Origin of the sequence: Spirosoma luteum DSM 19990 (assembly GCF_000374065.1) — a bacterium.
Lineage (GTDB): Bacteria > Bacteroidota > Bacteroidia > Cytophagales > Spirosomataceae > Spirosoma > Spirosoma luteum.
This window is the reverse complement of the sequence record NZ_KB893267.1, coordinates 34,684-53,228: the sequence shown is the minus strand read 5'-3', so window position 1 is coordinate 53,228 and position 18,545 is coordinate 34,684. Positions and strand designations below refer to the sequence as shown.

The window sequence follows — 18,545 nt, the reverse complement described above, 5'->3', positions numbered from 1 at the left end:
ACGGTTGCGGGACCTGACAAAATGCCCCAGGGCGGGCCGAATGTCTGAAACAATTAGTTTTTTACATCCGGTTTCAGCCAGCTCGCCATCCGGTCCCGGAACTTCTCGACTTTGGGCCTCGAAACGCTGCTGACATATAGCTCACTGGGGTGACTGTAGTAGTAACCCTGGTGGTAGACCTCTGCCGGAAAGAACTCCTTGAACGGTAAAACCTGGGTTACAACGGGGCGACTGTAGTGCCCGGATGCGTTTTCGCGCTGAATGGCGGCTTCGATAACGGCTTTTTCGGCGGGTGTCCGGTAGAAGGCAATGGAGCGGTATTGCGTACCCACGTCCGGCCCCTGCCGATTCAGCGAACTGGCATCGTGCCCAATGAAAAACGCTTTGACGAGGGTGTCGAACGGAATAACCTTTGGGTCATAATACACCTGGAAGGATTCGGCGTGACCCGTTTGCCCGCTGCCGACCTGCTCATACGTTGGCTTGTCCAGCTCACCACCGGCGTAGCCCGACACTACTTCACGCACACCCCGCAGGGATTCGAACTGGGCTTCGGTACACCAGAAACAGCCAGCGGCAAAGGTAGCCACTGCTTCGCCGGGTTGCAGCGTGGGCAGGGTAGCCGGACTGGTGTCCGTACTGGCTACTGTGGCGCTGGATGACTGTTGCTGACAACCGACCAGTCCAAACAGGCCGAAAAGGAATAGGGGAACAAGAAAATAGCGATACGTTGATTTCATATCGAATGAACACAAAACCAGGGCCGGAGGTTGCGAAATCGCCCGTTTGCTGGCAAAGCTTTATCTTTGGATTTGATTCGCTGCCATATGTCACTGACTACGCTGGGGCTTGAACTGCCCACGGACCCGCGCTGGGTCAACATTGCCGAAATGAATATCGGCGAAATCCTGATCGACCATGCCTACTGCGAACAGAAAGCGGCTTCGTCCTGCATCTCGCTCATTGTCCAGTATTTCGATAAGCCGCAGTTGATTGCCGTACTCACCCCCATTGTAGCCGAGGAGTGGGGACATTTTCAGCGGGTATTGAAAGAACTTCACAAACGCGACATCCCGCTCGGACGGCCGCGGAAGGACGAATACGTCAATCAGTTGCGAAGCCGCCTGCGCCGGTCTATCAACGACTACCTGGAACAGATGATGGACAACCTGCTGATGAACGCGCTGATTGAAGCCCGAAGCTGCGAACGGTTCAAACTGCTTTCGGAACACATTGCTGATGACGGACTTCGGAAGTTCTACCACGAACTGATGATTTCGGAAGCGGGGCATTACCGTAGTTTTATCGAACTAGCCGAAACGTACGTACCCGCCCAGCGCGTTCGGGAGCGGTGGAAAGAATTCCTGGTCGAAGAAGCCGGCATTATGCAGTCACTGGGCTTGCGGAGCGACCGGATGCATTAAGAATAGTTTGCCGGGTCGGCCGTAGTCGCCGGGTAATGGGTTAACTTTACTGTACGATGCTTTCCACAGTACTTAGTTAATGACGTTTTTACAGCAAACTGCTCAACGAATTTTTGATGCTCACGGCGAAAGCATGAGCGAGATTTGGGTGATACTCCCCACACGCCGGGCCGTTTCGGTCTTTCTGGACGAACTGTCGGCGTTGTCTGACCGGCCTTTTCTGGCTCCCCACGCTCTAGCCGTCGATGATTTTATTACCCAGGCTGCCGGAGTGCAGTTAATAGACTCGGTCAGCCTGTTGTTTGAACTCTACGAGGTTTTCCGGGCGATTGACCCATTGGTCGAGTTTGAGCAGTTTATTGGCTGGGCCACCGTACTGCTCGCCGATTTTGACCGCATTGACCAGTACCTCGTCAGCCCATCCGAACTATTCAGTTACCTGACGGCGGCCGAGGCCCTGAAACGCTGGCAGGTGAACGCCCCTCCCCAGGCGGCTCCCATCCTGGAAACGGCGGGTACGGCGCGCTATTTCAAACTCTTCGAGAACCTGCACACTGCCTACAAGGCCTTACAAGAGCGGCTTGACCGGCAGGGGCTGGCCTACCGGGGCATGGCCTACCGGCGACTGGCCCAAAATGTGGAAGCGCAGATTCGGGATAACCTGGCCTACGAACGGGTGTATTTCGTGGGTTTCAACGCCCTGAGTCGTGCCGAAGAGCACATCATTCAGATACTGCTGAATGCGCAGAAGGCGGAAATTTTCTGGGATGCCGACCAGTATTATATCAACGACTGGCGGCAGGAGTCCGGCGAATTCCTGCGCCGGTACCGGAAGGAGGGCTGGCTGTTCTCCGCTCAGAATAATAACGATCTGTCTAACGATTTGCTGGGGACCGAAAAAAACATCCGTATCGTCGGGGTGCCCAACGCCAGTATGCAGGCGAAGGTGGCCGGGAAGATCTTAAGCGAGTGGAAAGCCGAGGAGCAATACGACACGAACGGATTCGATCCGGCATCGGCAACAGCCCGTCGCTCACCCAAAACCGCCATCGTTCTCGCCGACGAAACCCTGCTGATTCCGGTGCTCTACGCCCTGGACGAAAGCGTAGTTGACCTGAACGTTACGATGGGCCTGTCGCTCAAATCGTCGCTACTGTTCACGCTGGTGGACACGCTGTTCGAGATGCAGCGGACGGTACACGAGTTCCGAACGAAAGACGGGCGCGACCTGCGCATTCCCAAATACCACCACCGCCACGTCGTAAAAGTGCTGAATCACCCGTTTGTGAAGCAGTACGAACGTATCAGGAACCTGACATGGCCGGGTGGCTTTGCGGAAACGGGAGAGGTGCTGCCACCGGAGCCGCTGTTCCAGTGGATTGCCAAAGAAATCGTGAAGGAGCAGCGCGTGTACCTGACCGAACAGGAAATAAGGGAGTTAGGGCAGGACGATCCGCTAGTGCAGATTCTGTTTGCGCGCTGGCCGAACGAAGACCCCATGCGGGCTATCCGACTGTTCTACGACCTCATTGAACAACTGCGGGATGTGTATCGGGTGAGCCAGGATGCCATCGAAATCGAGTACCTGTACCTGTTTTTTACCCTGCTCAAGCAGCTGGAAGCCACGCTGGACCGGCAGGCCGAATTGGAAGACGGTACGCCCGTGACGGTGAAGAGTTTCCGGCAGTTTCTGTACGAACTCATCCGGCAAACGAGCATTCCGTTTACGAGTGAAGGCAAAAGCCGGTTGCAGATTATGGGGATGCTGGAAACCCGGGCGCTGGATTTTGAGCGGGTCATTATCCTGTCGGTCAACGAAGGTATATTGCCCCAGTCGCGGAAACTCAACTCCCTGATTCCGTTCGATATTGCCGCCGAACTGAAGATGCCCACCTACCGCGAGCAGGAAGCCGTGATGGCCTATCACTTCTACCGGCTGCTGCAACGGGCTACCGATATTGTGCTACTACACACCACCTCGACCGATGCGTACGGCAACAGTAAAGGGGAGCCAAGCCGCTATATCCGGCAACTGGAACATGAACTGGTTGAGAAAGCGAACCGGCTGTCGGAAACGGAACGGGAAACGCTGTTTAGCGAAGGACGATTGGAAGAGGCCACCCGACTCCGGCATCCGCGCATTCAGCTGATCAAACCAACGGTACGCTTTGGCCGGAAGGGCGATAGTAAAGTCGCTGATTTATCGACGCTGAGCGTGCCCAAAACCGAAACCATTCGCGCCGAACTCATCAAGACCCTAACCGGAAAAGGGCTATATCCGTCCTACCTGAACCAGTTTATTTCCTGCTCCATGCGGTTTTACTTCAGCCGGATTGTGAAGATCAGCGAGGAGGAAGACATCGAGGAAAAAATGGGTGTGGCCCAGTTTGGCGATTGGGTCCACAAGGTGCTGGAACGGCTGGACCAGGACTATAAATTGCTGAACAAGCCTGTTGACGAGACGATTATCCGGAACCTGCTGGCCGAAGAGTTCAACAAGTCCATGAAAGGGCGGGTAATCGAGTCGGGCATGAACCTGCTGCTCTATGAACTGGCCCAGAAGCTGATGCTCGATTTTCAGCAGGAGCAGGGCAAACTGACTGGGTTGACGGTAATTGGTACGGAACAAACGCTGGAAACCTACCTGACCGTGCCAATGGACGGGGGCGACACCATCCGGGTTCGGATAGCGGGCAAGGTAGACCGCATTGAGCAGTACGGCGATATCATTCGTATTGTCGACTATAAGACCGGTAGCGTCAAATTGCCGGACGTGAAGAAAGAAGACCTGCTGGAAAAACTGCTGGGCGACGGGGCGCAGGAGAAGATGCGGCAGGTATGGCTTTACCGCTACCTGGCCCTGAAAAACATTCAGGAACACGGCGGCCTGCCCCGCGACCGGGCCAAACTAGATATTTTCCCCGCACAAGGCATGCCGGTAGAAGCCGGTTTTTACTCCTTCCGGGATGTACAGGGGGGCTTCAAGACTAACCCCGTTCGCTTCGACAGCAACGACGACCCCGACCAGTACATCCGGGATTCGGAAGCCCTGCTGCAACAATTAATCCACCGGCTCCTCGACGTGAACGAACCTTTTCGCAAAACCGATAAACTGGATACCTGCCAATACTGCGATTTCAAAGGCATCTGCGGGCGGTAGGGGAGCAAGCAGAATTCCGAGCTTTTACTACCGTTAGGTAAACAGGATGAAACGGGTTTGGATGTGTGAAAATGGAGTCATTTCTTTAATTTTGATACGAATATAAGACAGCATTTTTGAGAGTTCAACAAGCTGAAAGGTGGTAGTAACCAGTGAATTATTCGTGCATGATTTCACAAAATCGCGCACAATAATATGTAGTGCGGTTTCCGGCTATACTCTGCTGCGCTATACCCGCCTGATTGAGCCAAATCCGGCAGGGAGAATATGCGGGGTGTCCGCTCTTTAGATCCCATGCCTGTAGAACGACGCTCTATCAGAAGGGCGGGTAAAACGGTGAAACAGAGGGTAGCTTGCGGGCGATATTGGCGTTGGTGAGTATTAAAAAATGCGAAATGGACTATACAGTCCGGCATTCAACAGGAGATTTGACGATTATAGGGGCACCTGATAGGTGTCCTTTTTGTCACACAGGAATTAAGCCTCAAAAAACAATCGATAATTTGTCAGGCGATTATGACACAGGAAAAGACTAGAATTCTTATTTCGGGGGCCAGTATTGCGGGACCAACGTTAGCGTATTGGCTACACAAACACGGATTTAAGGTTACCATCGTTGAAAAGGCACCTTCGCTCCGATTGGGCGGACAAAGTATTGATGCCAGCGGACCTGCCAGGCCGATTGCCCGCTGGATGGGAATTGAGGATGAAATCCGAGCGGTCGGCTCAAACGAAGTTGGTATTCAATGGGTTGACAGGCATAACCGGGTCGCGGCTGCTTTCGCCGGAGACCACCCGCTCAGTATAACCGATGAGATGGAGATTTTGAGAGGAGATCTGGTCAATATACTCTATGAACACACCAGGCAAAACGTAACGTACCGGTTCAACACCCAGATTAGCCAGCTGGAACAGAACGACGAGCAGGTAAGGGTCACCTTTTCGGATGGACAACAGGAAACCTACGAGTTAGTCATTGCCGCCGATGGCATTCGGTCTAAAACCAGAAAACTGATGTTCAACGACGAATCGGTTTTCAAGTACCTGGGTCTGTGTGTCGCTTACCTGACCATTCCCAGAACGGAGACCGATACCAGCTGGGCCCGCTGGTATACGGCTAATAAGTCGCGGATACTACTGCTTCGGCCGGATAGCAAGGGAACGACCAGGGCGTCCTTTTTCTTTCTTTATCCGCCAGCAGCCTTTGAGAAGCTGGACCCGCATGATCAGAAACAATTGCTGGTACAAAAGCTATCCGATGCCGGTTGGGAAGCGTCCCGACTGACGGAGGCCCTCGAAAAAGGGGAGGAATATTATTTCGATGGTATCGGTCAGATTAAAGCTCCTCATTGGTTCAGGGGCCGTCTGGGCATGATTGGCGATGCGGCCTATTGCCCCTCACCCCTTACGGGCAAAGGAGTTACCCTGGCGATGGTAGGAGCTTATCTACTCGCTGGTGAATTATCGCGCCATGAGCGGTATCAGGATGCGTTTGCCAGTTACGAAAAACTCATGCGCCCTTATGTTGAATCGGTGCAACGGCTACCACCCGGTGTTCCCCATTTACTCTACCCAACCACCGCCACCGGAGTGGCCATCATAAATAAACTGGCGGGCCTGATATCCAGCAAGGCCGTCAAGAAGGTCATGAATCGTTTCAGACCGTCTACCGTCCAGGACGAAAATCAGCTAAATGGAATTGAATTGCCTCGCTATGGCTTTTAGTCGGCGGGTAAAGTACTATCTATCCGACTGGATATACCGGCTGATATACTGCTGGAAATGGCCTGACTAATCCTTACAAGGCCAGCTCTTTCTCTGTTACGATGGTCAGCACTTCCGGGTCTTTCAACCGCACGGCGAGGCCCAGCGTTTTAGGGACTTCGTAGTGGAAATAGAACTTCATGGTGTGCAGCTTGCCTTCGTAAAAGGCCAGTTCATCGCCCTGCGGGTTTTGGGTGAGTAGAGTTTCCTGCGCCACTACGGCTTGCTTTAGCCACTGCCACGCCACCACCACAATCCCGAAAAACTCCAGGAATAAGGTCGCATCGGAGAGGTACCGTTCCATGTCGCCCTGCATCACGTGGGGCATCAGGCTTTTCATCACGTCCTGCACCCGGCTTAGTTCGTCCGAGAGTTGGTCAGCGTAGCGTTTCAGGTCGTTGTGGGTGCTGGCTTCGGCAATAGTTCGCTGCATTTCGGCAAACAGCAATTGCGGGGCCTTTCCGCCCTTCATCGTCATTTTGCGACCGAGTAAATCCTGCGCCTGAATACCGGTAGTGCCTTCGTAAATGGGCGTAATGCGAATGTCGCGGTAGAGTTGTTCCACCGGGAAATCTTCCGTGAAGCCGTACCCGCCGAACGTCTGCAAACTCTGACTGACCGACTGAACACCCATTTCGGAGGGGTACGATTTGGCCACCGGCATCAGCAAATCGAGCAGCAGAAACGCGTTCTCTTTCTCCTCGCCCTCGGCCACCTGACTGATGTCGTACAGCCGGGCCGCTTCAATCAGCAGGGATAACGAACCTTCCGTTACCGCTTTCTGGAACAGAAGCATCCGGCGCACGTCGGGGTGGTTGATGATAGCCGTCTGGGGCGCATCCAGTTGCCCTTTCTGGTTCAATCGCCGACTCTGCGGGCGTTCTTTTGCGTACTCCAGAGCTGCGTGATAAGCCGCCGTAGCGATGGCGGCTGCCGTCATGCCCACCCCAATTCGGGCTTCGTTCATCATTTGGAACATATAAGGCAATCCCTGATGCGGCTCACCGACGATGTACCCAATGGTATCGTCATTGGAACCCATCGTGAGGTGCATGGCGGGCACGCCTTTCTGGCCCATCTTGTGGTACACCCCCGTGGACGTCACATCGTTGGGCTGTCCATCAAGGCGGTATTTGGGCACCACGAACAGCGAGATACCTTTCGTACCCTTCGGTGCCCCGTCGATGCGGGCCAGCATGAGGTGAATGATATTGTCGGTAGCATCATGGTCGCCCGCCGAGATAAACACTTTCTGCCCCCTGATTTTGTACGATCCATCGGGCTGGGGCGTGGCTGACGTGGTTACGTCCGACAGCGACGAGCCGGCCTGTGGTTCCGTAAGGGCCATAGTACCCTGCCATTTGCCATTCAGCATATTAGGCACGTATGTTTCGATGAGTTCGGGGGTGCCGAAGGACGTGACCAGGTGAGCCGCCCCCGAGGTAAGACCGATGTACATCATCCCGTTGTTGGCTGCCATCAGGATAAATCCGATGCAGGAACTGATCATTTCGGGAAGTTGCTGGCCGCCCTGTTCAAACGGAAATCCTGCCCCGATAATCCCGGCTTCGCCCACCGCTTTTATGTATTCTTTCACTTTGGGATGCACCGTCACCTGCCCATTTTTCAGTTCGGGCTGATTTCTATCTACCTCTTTCAGGTACGGATGCATGAGCGTATCGGCAATGTAGGTAGCCGAGTCCAGCACGAGGTTGAATGTTTCGCGGTCGTGGGCACTGAAATAGGCGTATTTGGTAAGTTCTTCGGCTTTGAATACTTCGTGGAGCAGGAAGTGTAGATTACGTTTGCTGAAATAAGTGGTTGCCATAGTGGGCGTTGTTTATGGGATAAAACCAGTTGACGGCTGAACGGATACGAAAAGCTAATTTATCGTTTTTAAACCAACGTTAATATACCCGAAAAAACTATACCGGGATTTATAACGTTTATTAACTGATTATCAAACCAACCAACTTTGCAATCATGAAAAATTTAATTGCAGCATTCACTTTATTTCTGACGATGGTTTCACTGGTACAGGCACAGGATAAAAAAGCACCCGCCAGTCCGAAATTAACCGTTGAAAGTCCTGACAAAAACATTCAGGTGGTTTACAGCCAGCCCTCCAAAAAAGGACGGGTTATTTTTGGTCCCGAAGGGTCGGCCAGTCTGGAGAAGTACGGAAAAGTGTGGCGTACCGGTGCCAACAACGCCACCGAAGTGACCTTCAAAAGTGACGTTATGTTCGGTGGAAAAATGGTGAAAGCGGGTACCTACACGCTGTACACCATCCCCGGCGAAAAAGAGTGGAGTGTTATTCTGAACAGCACACTGGGCCAGTGGGGTGCTTTCGATTACGACAAAATCAAGGGTACCGATGTGGCCATGGTAAAAGTGCCGGTGTCCATGAATAAGACACCCATCGAGAAAATGACCATTACCCCGGCCAACAACAGCATCGCTATTGCCTGGGACAACATGACCGTTTCGGTTCCGGTCATGAAGCACGGTTCGTAAGACGAACCAGCGTAACGGAAATAGGTTAAGCGAAACCCGGTCAGTCAGACCGGGTTTCGCTTTTTTATGCCCCGGCTAAATGGGATGAAATCAGGCGTTTTTTGACTGGAAATTGGTTGGAAAAGGCCACAAACGATGAAAATAAGGGTAATATTGACCACTGGTGAAAATAAATACCGTAAGTGGTTAACAAACAAATGATTATATCGTTATTTGCAATAGGACTTTTTGGATGCTGCATGATGAAACACTACTTACTGTATATACTAATCGGTTTGGCTGTACTACCCGCCAGTGGGCAGGGTATTACGGACTATTACCGGGTTACTCAGATCCACCAGCAGTATCAGCGGTTACTGAGTCGGTATGGTGGTCCGCAGATTCGTGACCGCTGGTATGTTGCCCTTGATGGCTTTATCAAGACCGACCGCGCCCAGCTTGATAACGCCTATGATGGCCTGATTGAAACCAATGCCGTGGGTAAGGCAAGTGGGGGCGTTACGCTCGGCTGGTCTCACCGCGAAACGTGGGCTGTTGAAGGAAGCTATTCCCGGATTCCTATACATACGCAACTGGCTATTTCCCAAACCAATCCATCGGTTTCGATCCGGTCTATCGACGTGCGTAACGCCTTTACCCTGCGCGCGAAGCGTCTTGTCCTGTCGACCAGTAAGCCCTGGCTTCGGTCGGGTTTCTGGGTTAGTGGCGGTATGTGGATGCTGCCCGGTAATAACCAGCCAACAACTAATTTCTCCGCCAGCGGTTACCGGTATCATTCCCAGTGGGAAACGCACGAACCGTTCCGTTTAACCAGCCAGACAACCGTTCAGTCGCAAACAGCTGCTTTAGCTGAGTTGGGCGTTGAATACAACGTACGGCTTAGTAATTCCTTCGATTTGGGCTTGTCGGCTCGTAAACTCTGGGGCCTTACCGATGTAGTAACGACTAACGTGACGTATACGGCGCTCCGTGAAGCACCACAAATGGCTACCCTACAGGGAACGGGTTCGGGCATGAGCTATGGTGTTACACTCCGCTACTCCTTTTCTACCCAGCGCAATCAGGCCAAGGTTTTGAACATACAGGGAAAAAGCCGTTTAGGGCGCTGATAGCTTACGCAATAAAGACGAGAAAACTCTTTACCCGATTATAGCAGATACAACGAAAAACACCGCCTTTGCTCAATTGTTGAGAAGGCGGTGTTTTTCGTTGGTAGTATATGGGCTTTCGCTCGTGGTTTGAGTATTTATAGTTTACGGTGCCGATGTTGCCCTGACCACAAACACCTAAACCATATCATATACTAGTTTTTCATTTCCTGCCTGCGCATGGGCATTTTGTCAATCAGTCCGAAGAGGTCTTTAGTGGAAACCGGCTTTTCGTAGGTTTCTTTTACCCCGCCATCTTTGCCAATTAGCCAGGCCACAAACTCAGTGGAGGGGTTCAGTTTGTAGTCGTGCATAAGAAACTGCCGGTCAGGTTCCGGCACCTGGGAAGCGATCAGGACAATCACATCCAGGTCACGATCGGCCAATCCAGTTTTGTCTTCGTTCAGGCTCTCCTGTTGCTCAATGGTATAATGCTGGGCATCGTCACGCCCGTAAACGAGTAGTACACGCCGTTTGTCTTTTTTCTCGTGCAGCATCGCTTTGAGCGATTTCTGTTGATTTGCTATACTTTCCATAGTAAGGGTAAGCCCCATTAGCAGGACTATCAGATTAATGAACCAGTGATTTTGCATAGTGTTTACCGTTATGTGTAGACAACCCGCAGTTTAGCCAAACGGTTTATGTAAGCCATAATCTATTCCGTTGTTGACGGATAGGGAATCTCCAGAATGACTAACGTGCCCGCTTCGCTTACATGGTGCCATAACGTAGCGCCAATGTATTCGGCCCGCAAGTGGTTGTTTTTCAGGCCTATGCCCGCCGGTTGGTGGGGTAATGAATCAGCCTGATTACCCACCCCGTCGTCATCGACCGTTATAGAAAGCCGGTTATCCAGGTACAGCAACTGGATCGCTGCCCGGTTAGCCCGTGCGTGTTTATGGATGTTATGGATCAGTTCCGATACAATCCGGTAGGCATTCAGTTCAGTGTCCAGGGGTAGTTTTTGCTCCGTTCCTGACACCACAAAAGAGAACTGAATAGGGTGAGCCGGTTGGCTGCCAACGAGTTGTTCGAGCGCGTGACGAAGGCCAATCCGGGAAAACTCGGGCGGCATTAGGTTATGGGCAATGCGCCGGAGGTCGTCACTACTTTTTTGCGTGAGGGGAACCAACAGATCGATCTGTTCGGTCATCAGCGCGTTGGGCAAATACTGGTACAGGTCGGATATGCGCCGACGCAGGGTAGCCAGCGTACCACCGAGGTCGTCGTGCAGGTCGGCGGCAATGCGTTGCCGTTCCGACTCCTGGGTTTGAATCAAAGCCGCCTGTAAGGTACGGTTCTGAATTTCGAGTTGCTGACGGGCCAGTTGTACCAGTTTCCGGCGGTAGAGCCAACCGGCTGATAGTATCGTCAACTCGGCCAGTAGCGCGATACGCAGGGCTACCATATCGGGTAGGGGGTTTCGCATTACGCCCAGGTTGATGAGAAATGAGTTAACCGCGAAAAAAATCAGCAGCGTGGATACGGCCCCAATCAGTAGCCATACCAAATGGTTCTGGCGCTTAACGGCTTCCACTACGTAGCGTAACCAGATAAGTCCGTATCCGGCAAAACCAGCATACCCAATTACGTAAGCCGTTTTTACGATGTATTCCTGCTCCTGGCGCTGCGCCCACTGCGCCAGGAATGTAGCCCCGGCAATAATTAGCATCGGGAGCAGTTCCGGCCATCGGTATACCGAACGATTCTGTTGCCCGGAAACCCGTAGAAACCGTCTGCTAAACAGGCAGAAGGCCCCAAAACCGATGTTAAGCCAGTGTACGATGCTGGTGATACTGTCAAATCCCGCCAATGAATCGGGTAAAAAGGCACCCCAGCCATCATTGAGCAGGGCGTAAGCCGACAGGCAAATGACGTAACAGGCGTAGAGCAGATACACTGTTCGCTGGTAAAAAAAGAACGCGATTAGCACCCCGCCCAAAATGGAAAGGACAATCCCCGCGAATATCGCCCACCCCCAGATGTCGCGCTGCTGAGCCGTCAGGAAGTACCGGGGTGCCCACAGCCGGACGTCGAATTTCATGGCGTCGCCCGGTATAACCTGACCTCTTACCCAGACGGTGGTGGTTTGGTGGGCGGGGAGGTTCAGCGCGTGCAGGAAGTAATGATGATTGACGGGGGCCAGATGGGTAGCCTGTTGGCGGTAAGTAGCCGGTCCCCGGACGGGAACGGGTGGGGTAGTGCCCTGCGCCGTCCATACCGATAACGAGTCCAGAAAATGCGTTGTCAGTTCGAGCCAGACCGTTCGGGCCGATTCGCTGCGGACCGTAAACCGCGCCCAGCCAACGTAGTGAAGACGCCCGTAATTGATACTCTCGACCGGTTCCCACTGCGCCAATTCAGCGGGTAACGCACTGGGAGACTGTATAGCCTGAACCGGCTGGCGAAGCTGAAGTAAAAATGGATTCCTGAGTGTAACAGTTCTGAAATCAGTCTGAATTTTATACGCAGTCTGCCCCATGCCGTTGGCAGCGAGTAGTAAAAAACAGGCTAATGGCCAACGTGTTTTCATCGCAGAAATACCGTTGTGTGGTGCGACAGGGTGTGGATGGATACAAAGAACGAGAATGACTGCCGGTTTAAAAATACCCCGAAAGGGGTATGGTAGTACGCAGGCAGAAACCAGCCTTCGTTTGCAGGCTCATGAAGCAAGGCCTGGCAACACTGATTCCAGGGCTGCGGCTCAAAATTTAATAGGAAGGTACGCTTCTATAACTCTTCCAGCCGTTCCAGCATCAGGATGGACCCCTGGGGCACAATCACGTACTGTTCCCCTTCATACTGCACGTCGATGGCGTTTCGCTGGAGGTACAGGGCTACATCTCCTTCCTGGGCCTGGAGGGGCATGTACTTTACTTTCTCTTCGGTTTCCTTCCAGGGTTCGTCTTCGGTAGGGTTGGGAATGGGGTAACCCGGCCCTACTTTTATGACGTAACCCGTCCGGATTTCTTCTTTTTCCTGCACCGTTGGCGGTAAATACAACCCGCTGGATGTCCGGTCGGAGGGGTCTTTGGGTTTGATGAGTACCCGGTCGCCCACTACAATCAGGCGTTTTAGTTTGTTATCAGCAGTAATTTCTATCATACATTTTGTAGAGACCGAACGGGCGGTCCCGGTAATACCCGGCGTCTTTTTAGTGGTCGCCTGGCAACATGGTAGCAAAAATCGGGCGGGATTAGTATACAGGTCAACTTGTCAGTAACGATAACGCACCAATAAATTGACTCATGAACTGCTTATGGCACCGGATCGTAGCCATGTCCGCCCCAGGGGTGGCAGCGGGCTATGCGTTTCAGCCCCAGCCACCCGCCCCGCCAGGCCCCGTGTTTATGGATTGCCTCAATGGCGTACTGCGAACAGGTAGGGGTATACCGACAGGCATTCGGAAAATAAGGGGATACAACGGCCTGATATACTTTTACAAATCCGACCAGAATTGTTCGCATCATACACGCATAAACAGCAAAACGCCCAAAATCTTTCCCGCAATCCGTATCTTTGCCGATATATCGCTTTTCTATGCTGCAATTCATTATCTGGGAGGTTGATCCCGAAATTTTCCACATTGGCTCTTTCTCGGTGCGGTGGTACGGACTCCTGTTCGCGCTGGGTTTCCTGATTGGTATGCAGATTATGGGCTACATCTTCAAAAAAGAAAATAAACCCGTTGCCGATACCGATTCCCTGCTGATTTACATGGTAGTATCCACCATTCTGGGTGCGCGGTTTGGTCATTTTCTGTTCTATGAGCCGGACGTTTTGCTGCACCACCCGCTCACGGTCATTACGCCACCCTTTGCGGGTCTGGCCAGTCACGGGGCTGTTATTGGTATTTTGCTGGGTTTGTGGCTTTACTCGCGCCGGAAAGAGAGCAAACTGACCAACCAGACGTTCTTTTGGGTGACCGACCGCATTGCCATTGTGGTAGCGCTGGCGGGAGCCTGCATCCGATTTGGCAACCTGATGAACTCCGAAATTGTGGGTCGCCCCACGGATGTGCCCTGGGCGTTTGTGTTCATGAATAACAACGAATACGCCAAAATACCGCGCCACCCCGCCCAGTTGTACGAATCCATTTCGTGCCTGATTCTTTTCTTTATCCTGCTGTGGTTCTGGAACCGGAACAAAGAGAGGACACCAGCGGGTAGTATGCTCGGTATTTTTCTCGTCTGGATTTTTACCCTGCGCTTTTTCTACGAATACCTGAAAGAAAATCAGGTGGCGTTTGAAGATAATCTGGCCCTGAACATGGGGCAGATTCTGAGCATTCCTATCGTGTTGCTGGGTATCTATTTCGTTGTTCGCAGCTACCGGAATCCGGTGGTGGTGCCCGCTGAGGAGAAGTCGAGAGCGATTGAATCGTAACGACACACATGCCTATTACGACGCATACCCTGTATCACCTGCCCCGGCCTGAATGCCGGGGCTTTTTTTTGGAAACACCAGAATGCATAAAATGCTGTATTTTTGACGTTTATCATTCATCAATCATAGCGCATTTTCCGTGTCCTCATTTTCTTCATTTTCCCGGTTCATTCTCCCCGCTTTAGTAGTTGGCAGCCTCCACACCGCAGTAGCGCAGGTTCCCGGTCGGCAAATGCACTGGTCAGCCGATGGTAATGCCTATACGGTGCCAGAACCGAACGGCCTGACAAGTATCGACATTCGTTCCGGCCGCAAAAGTGTCATTCTGCCGAAAGAAAAACTCAACAAGCCCGGCACGCAGCAGTCCATGCCCGTAACGGATTTTGCCTTCACGCCCGATAGTGCACAGGTGCTGATTTTTACCAACACTGCCCGCGTGTGGCGGTACAATACGCGGGGCGATTATTACCTCGTCGACCGCAAATCGGGCGTGGCCCGGCCCGTGGGCAAAAGCCGTCCGGCGCAGTCGCTGCTGTACGCAACACTGTCGCCCAATGGCCGCAGTGTTGCTTATGTGAGTGAGCACAACTTGTTTGTAGAAGACGTAGCGACCGGGAAAGCCGTTCAACTCACCACCGATGGCACCCGCAAACGCATCAACGGTACCTTTGACTGGGCTTACGAAGAGGAGTTCGGTTGCCGGGATGGCTTCCGGTGGAGTCCCGATAGCAAACAGATCGCCTACTGGCAAATCGACGCGACCAAAATTCCGGACTACCTGATGCTGAACACTACGGATTCCAACTACTCCTATACGGTGCCAGTCGAATACCCGAAGGTAGGCGTGAGTCCGTCGCCCGCCCGCATCGGTGTGGTAGCTGCCACGGGGGGTAAAACCAACTGGTTACCCATCCCCGGCGATGCGCAGCAGCACTACCTGACCCGAATGGCGTGGTTACCCAAAGCGAATACGCTGATTGTTCAGCAGCTGAACCGTAAGCAGAATGAGAGCATCGTGTTCGTCTGCAATCCGGCTACGCAGGCCGTTACCCCCATCCATACCGAATCCAACAATACCTGGATTGATGTGAAAAGTCGCTGGAACGACGATGACCCCAGCGGGTGGGAGTGGCTCGATGACGGCAAATCCTTCGTGTGGGTATCTGAAAAGGATGGCTGGCGGCATATTTACAAGGTGACTACCGACGGAAAAAAAGAAACCCTGCTTACCCCCGGCGACTACGATATTGAAACTATCAGCCTGATTGATGAACCGGGTAATCAGGTATATTTCATTGCCTCCCCCAAAAATACCAATCAGCGGTACCTGTTTCGCACCAGCCTGGATGGGAAGGGGAAGGCCGAACGGGTAACCCCCGGCGACCTCGTCGGGACGCACGATTACGCGATTTCGCCTACGGGTAAGCTGGCCCGGCATTCGTTCACCAATTACTACACCCCCAACGTGCGGGAGTGGGTAAGCCTGCCCGACCATACCCCCGTTAACAAAGACGAAAGCATTGCCGAACGGATGAAACCTGTCGATAAATCGAATGTCAGCTTTTTCAAATTAACTACCGATGATGGCGTGAGTCTGGATGGCTGGATGGCTAAACCAGTTGATTTTGACAGTACCAAGAAGTATCCAATTGTGTTTTACGTATATGGCGAACCAGCGGCAACTACGGTCAACGATGTATTCGGGACCGGGCAAAACCGCCTGTTTCAGGGTGATATGGCCAAAGCGGGTTACCTATACGTGGCCCTCGATAATCGGGGGACGCCCAACCTGAAAGGAGCCGAATGGCGGAAATCCATCTACCGTAAAATTGGCCGGCTTAACATCCGCGATCAGGCCATGGGGGCCAGGAAATTATTTTCCCAACATGACTACATCGACACCAGCCGCGTGGCCGTTTGGGGCTGGAGTGGGGGAGGGTCTACCACCCTGCACCTGCTGTTCCAGCACCCTGACATCTACAAAACCGGCATTTCCATTGCTGCCGTGGGCAACCAGTTGTTTTACGACAATATTTATCAGGAACGGTATATGGGACTACCGCAGGAAAACCGGGAAGATTTTGTGGCGGGTTCACCCATAACCTACGCTAAAAACCTGAAGGGTAACCTGCTTTATATTCACGGTACCGGCGACGATAATGTGCAGTATGATAATGCCGAGGTGCTTATTAATGAGTTGGTTAAGTATAATAAACAGTTTCAAATGATGCCGTATCCCAACCGCTCGCACGGTATTTATGAGGGCGAGGGAACCACGTTGCACCTGCGAACTCTATACACTAACTACCTACTGAAAAACTGCCCGCCGGGGGCGCGATAGCAGGGTAGCCTGGACTTTTGTCCGGGTATCTGTAGGCTACGTTGCAATGGCCAGTACGTAGAAAAATAGCCTGACGGCTACCCGGACTAAAGTTTAGGCTACAAATAAAATGCGATCTAAAAACAGACTAGCACTCCTTCAGCTACTAACGCTGCTTCTGGTAATCCCCGCTTTTGCGCAGCAGCGTACCCGCTTTACGCACGCCGATACCCTGCGCGGGTCTATCACGCCCGAACGGGCCTGGTGGGATCTGGCGTTTTATCACCTGCGGGTTCGGGTGCAACCCACCGATAGTACCCTGACTGGCTCAACGCTCATCCGGTATCGGGTGCTGAAACCGGAGCAGGTGATGCAGGTGGATTTACAAAAGCCGCTGCGGGTGCTACGGGTTGAGCAGGATGGAAAACAACTAGCCGTTCGGCAGGATGGTAACGCCTACTTCGTTACCCTGGCCAAAGCCCAGAAAGTCGGGCAGACCGAAGCAATAACGGTGTTTTATGGGGGCAAGCCCCGCGTAGCCAAACGCCCCCCCTGGGATGGAGGCCTGGTCTGGTCGCATGACAAGGCCGGTAACTGGTTCATTGCCACTGCCTGCCAGGGCTTGGGTGCCAGCGCGTGGTGGCCCTGCAAAGACCACATGTACGACGAGCCGGATTCGATGGCTATTTCGGTAACCGTTCCTGAAGACCTGATGGATGTGTCGAACGGACAGCTCCGCCAGGTAACTACCAATGCCGACCATACCCGCACCTTCGACTGGTACGTGCAGAACCCCATCAACAACTATGGTGTAAACCTGAACATTGCCCGATACGAGCACTGGTCGGAGGAGTACACCGGCGAAAAGGGGAAACTTCCGCTCAATTATTACGTACTCCCTGAGCACCTCGATTCGGCTAAAGCCCAGTTCAACGAGGTACCCAGAATGCTGAAGGCATTCGAGCACTGGTTTGGGCCGTATCCTTTTTACGAAGACGGCTACAAACTGGTCGAAACGCCCTACCTGGGTATGGAGCATCAGAGTTCGGTAACCTATGGGAATCACTTCCGGAACGGCTACCTAGGCCGCGACCTTTCCCGAACGGGCTGGGGATTGCTGTGGGATTTTATCATCGTTCATGAATCGGGGCACGAGTGGTTTGCCAATAACATCACCTACCGGGATGTGGCCGATATGTGGATTCATGAGAGTTTTACCAACTATTCGGAGTGTCTTTTTACGGAGTACTACTGGGGTAAAGCCGCCGGGGCGCAATATGTGATTGGTTGCCGGGCCAATATCCGTAACGACAAACCCATCATTGGTACCTATAATGTGAATAATGAAGGGTCGGGCGATATGTACTACAAAGGGGGGAATATGCTTCATACGATTCGGCAATTGGTTGGCAACGACACCACATGGCGACAAATGCTGCGGGGGCTGAACAAAACATTCTACCACCAAACCGTAACCACGAACCAGATTGAGCACTACATGAGTCAACAATCGGGTCTGAATTTAAAACCCGTGTTTGACCAGTACCTGCGCGATACCCGAATACCTGTGCTCGAGTATCGTCCGGTAGCCGATGACTTTCAGTATCGCTGGGCCAATACGGTGCCCGGCTTTGCCATGCCGGTGCGGGTGTGTTTGGGCGAGTCGGGGCCGTATCAGGCTATTCAACCCACGGCACAGTGGAAAAAACTGTCGGCCAGGGGCGTGAAGACGCTTACGATTGACGCGAATTACTACGTGTTGAGCAAGCAGGTAGCTGAGTAAACGAACAGTACGTGGTACGTTTACTCAAAACTTTGGCGGCTGT

At 52.7% G+C, this 18,545-nt stretch carries 14 protein-coding genes; 8 read left to right on the top strand and 6 right to left on the bottom strand.

Going from position 1 to position 18,545, the window contains the following annotated elements:
* Positions 1 to 53: 53 nt before the first annotated feature.
* Positions 54 to 740, bottom strand: a complete 687-nt coding sequence (gene msrA / locus B156_RS0118005; RefSeq protein ID WP_018621171.1) for a peptide-methionine (S)-S-oxide reductase MsrA — start codon at positions 738 to 740, stop codon at positions 54 to 56.
* An 87-nt stretch (positions 741 to 827) separates the two neighbouring features.
* On the opposite strand from msrA, the gene B156_RS0118000 reads away from it, so the two are divergent.
* The 3 genes from B156_RS0118000 (at position 828) to B156_RS0117985 (ending at position 6,309) form a co-directional block, all read left to right on the top strand.
* Entirely contained in the window at positions 828 to 1,424 is a 597-nt protein-coding gene (locus B156_RS0118000; RefSeq protein WP_026260893.1) for a MiaE family protein, read from the top strand.
* Positions 1,425 to 1,503: 79 nt separating this feature from the next.
* A complete protein-coding gene (locus B156_RS0117995) occupies positions 1,504 to 4,584 on the top strand; it encodes a PD-(D/E)XK nuclease family protein (RefSeq protein WP_018621169.1) in 3,081 nt (1,026 codons plus the stop codon).
* A gap of 516 nt (positions 4,585 to 5,100) precedes the next feature.
* The gene (locus B156_RS0117985; protein WP_018621167.1) at positions 5,101 to 6,309 is read left to right on the top strand and encodes an FAD-dependent monooxygenase; all 1,209 of its coding nucleotides are present in this window, start codon (positions 5,101 to 5,103) and stop codon (positions 6,307 to 6,309) included.
* Positions 6,310 to 6,382: 73 nt separating this feature from the next.
* Here the strand turns inward: B156_RS0117985 and B156_RS0117980 are convergent, their stop codons facing one another.
* Positions 6,383 to 8,176, bottom strand: a complete 1,794-nt coding sequence (locus B156_RS0117980) for an acyl-CoA dehydrogenase (RefSeq protein WP_018621166.1) — start codon at positions 8,174 to 8,176, stop codon at positions 6,383 to 6,385.
* 155 nt (positions 8,177 to 8,331) lie between these two features.
* On the opposite strand from B156_RS0117980, the gene B156_RS0117975 reads away from it, so the two are divergent.
* Together B156_RS0117975 and B156_RS0117965 are read left to right on the top strand one after the other, a co-directional pair.
* Positions 8,332 to 8,865: a DUF2911 domain-containing protein gene (locus B156_RS0117975; RefSeq protein WP_018621165.1), complete on the top strand. Its 534-nt coding sequence runs from the start codon at positions 8,332 to 8,334 to the stop codon at positions 8,863 to 8,865.
* A gap of 242 nt (positions 8,866 to 9,107) precedes the next feature.
* Positions 9,108 to 9,974, top strand: a complete 867-nt coding sequence (locus B156_RS0117965; RefSeq protein ID WP_245563775.1) for a hypothetical protein — start codon at positions 9,108 to 9,110, stop codon at positions 9,972 to 9,974.
* A gap of 194 nt (positions 9,975 to 10,168) precedes the next feature.
* On the opposite strand, the gene B156_RS0117960 is transcribed toward B156_RS0117965, so the two are convergent.
* The 4 genes from B156_RS0117960 to yidD all read right to left on the bottom strand — a co-directional run bounded on the left by B156_RS0117960 (position 10,169) and on the right by yidD (position 13,480).
* Entirely contained in the window at positions 10,169 to 10,606 is a 438-nt protein-coding gene (locus B156_RS0117960) for a DUF4174 domain-containing protein (RefSeq protein WP_018621162.1), read from the bottom strand.
* A 62-nt stretch (positions 10,607 to 10,668) separates the two neighbouring features.
* Positions 10,669 to 12,546, bottom strand: a complete 1,878-nt coding sequence (locus B156_RS0117955; RefSeq protein WP_018621161.1) for a sensor histidine kinase — start codon at positions 12,544 to 12,546, stop codon at positions 10,669 to 10,671.
* 197 nt (positions 12,547 to 12,743) lie between these two features.
* Positions 12,744 to 13,118, bottom strand: a complete 375-nt coding sequence (locus tag B156_RS0117950) for a co-chaperone GroES (RefSeq protein ID WP_018621160.1) — start codon at positions 13,116 to 13,118, stop codon at positions 12,744 to 12,746.
* A 152-nt stretch (positions 13,119 to 13,270) separates the two neighbouring features.
* Positions 13,271 to 13,480 (bottom strand): membrane protein insertion efficiency factor YidD, encoded by a 210-nt coding sequence (yidD, locus tag B156_RS0117945; RefSeq protein WP_026260892.1) that lies wholly within the window; start codon positions 13,478 to 13,480, stop codon positions 13,271 to 13,273.
* Positions 13,481 to 13,553: 73 nt separating this feature from the next.
* Here yidD and lgt point away from each other — a divergent pair, with 73 nt between their 5' ends.
* From lgt to B156_RS0117925, 3 genes are all read left to right on the top strand, one after another.
* Complete coding sequence (gene lgt, locus B156_RS0117940; protein ID WP_018621158.1) at positions 13,554 to 14,399, top strand: prolipoprotein diacylglyceryl transferase; 846 nt, start codon at positions 13,554 to 13,556, stop codon at positions 14,397 to 14,399.
* A gap of 232 nt (positions 14,400 to 14,631) precedes the next feature.
* The gene (locus B156_RS0117930) at positions 14,632 to 16,740 is read left to right on the top strand and encodes a S9 family peptidase (RefSeq protein WP_018621156.1); all 2,109 of its coding nucleotides are present in this window, start codon (positions 14,632 to 14,634) and stop codon (positions 16,738 to 16,740) included.
* Between the two features lie 109 nt (positions 16,741 to 16,849).
* Positions 16,850 to 18,502 (top strand): M1 family metallopeptidase, encoded by a 1,653-nt coding sequence (locus B156_RS0117925; RefSeq protein ID WP_018621155.1) that lies wholly within the window; start codon positions 16,850 to 16,852, stop codon positions 18,500 to 18,502.
* The last annotated feature ends 43 nt before the right edge of the window (positions 18,503 to 18,545 follow it).

Bases quoted from the DNA above. Each gene is read 5' to 3' on its own strand.
- msrA (WP_018621171.1), bottom strand. From the start codon at position 740: ATGAAATCAACGTATCGCTATTTTCTTGTTCCCCTATTCCTTTTCGGC.
- B156_RS0118000 (WP_026260893.1), top strand. From the start codon at position 828: ATGTCACTGACTACGCTGGGGCTTGAACTGCCCACGGACCCGCGCTGG.
- B156_RS0117995 (WP_018621169.1), top strand. From the start codon at position 1,504: ATGACGTTTTTACAGCAAACTGCTCAACGAATTTTTGATGCTCACGGC.
- B156_RS0117985 (WP_018621167.1), top strand. From the start codon at position 5,101: ATGACACAGGAAAAGACTAGAATTCTTATTTCGGGGGCCAGTATTGCG.
- B156_RS0117980 (WP_018621166.1), bottom strand. From the start codon at position 8,176: ATGGCAACCACTTATTTCAGCAAACGTAATCTACACTTCCTGCTCCAC.
- B156_RS0117975 (WP_018621165.1), top strand. From the start codon at position 8,332: ATGAAAAATTTAATTGCAGCATTCACTTTATTTCTGACGATGGTTTCA.
- B156_RS0117965 (WP_245563775.1), top strand. From the start codon at position 9,108: ATGAAACACTACTTACTGTATATACTAATCGGTTTGGCTGTACTACCC.
- B156_RS0117960 (WP_018621162.1), bottom strand. From the start codon at position 10,606: ATGCAAAATCACTGGTTCATTAATCTGATAGTCCTGCTAATGGGGCTT.
- B156_RS0117955 (WP_018621161.1), bottom strand. From the start codon at position 12,546: ATGAAAACACGTTGGCCATTAGCCTGTTTTTTACTACTCGCTGCCAAC.
- B156_RS0117950 (WP_018621160.1), bottom strand. From the start codon at position 13,118: ATGATAGAAATTACTGCTGATAACAAACTAAAACGCCTGATTGTAGTG.
- yidD (WP_026260892.1), bottom strand. From the start codon at position 13,480: ATGCGAACAATTCTGGTCGGATTTGTAAAAGTATATCAGGCCGTTGTA.
- lgt (WP_018621158.1), top strand. From the start codon at position 13,554: ATGCTGCAATTCATTATCTGGGAGGTTGATCCCGAAATTTTCCACATT.
- B156_RS0117930 (WP_018621156.1), top strand. From the start codon at position 14,632: ATGCACTGGTCAGCCGATGGTAATGCCTATACGGTGCCAGAACCGAAC.
- B156_RS0117925 (WP_018621155.1), top strand. From the start codon at position 16,850: ATGCGATCTAAAAACAGACTAGCACTCCTTCAGCTACTAACGCTGCTT.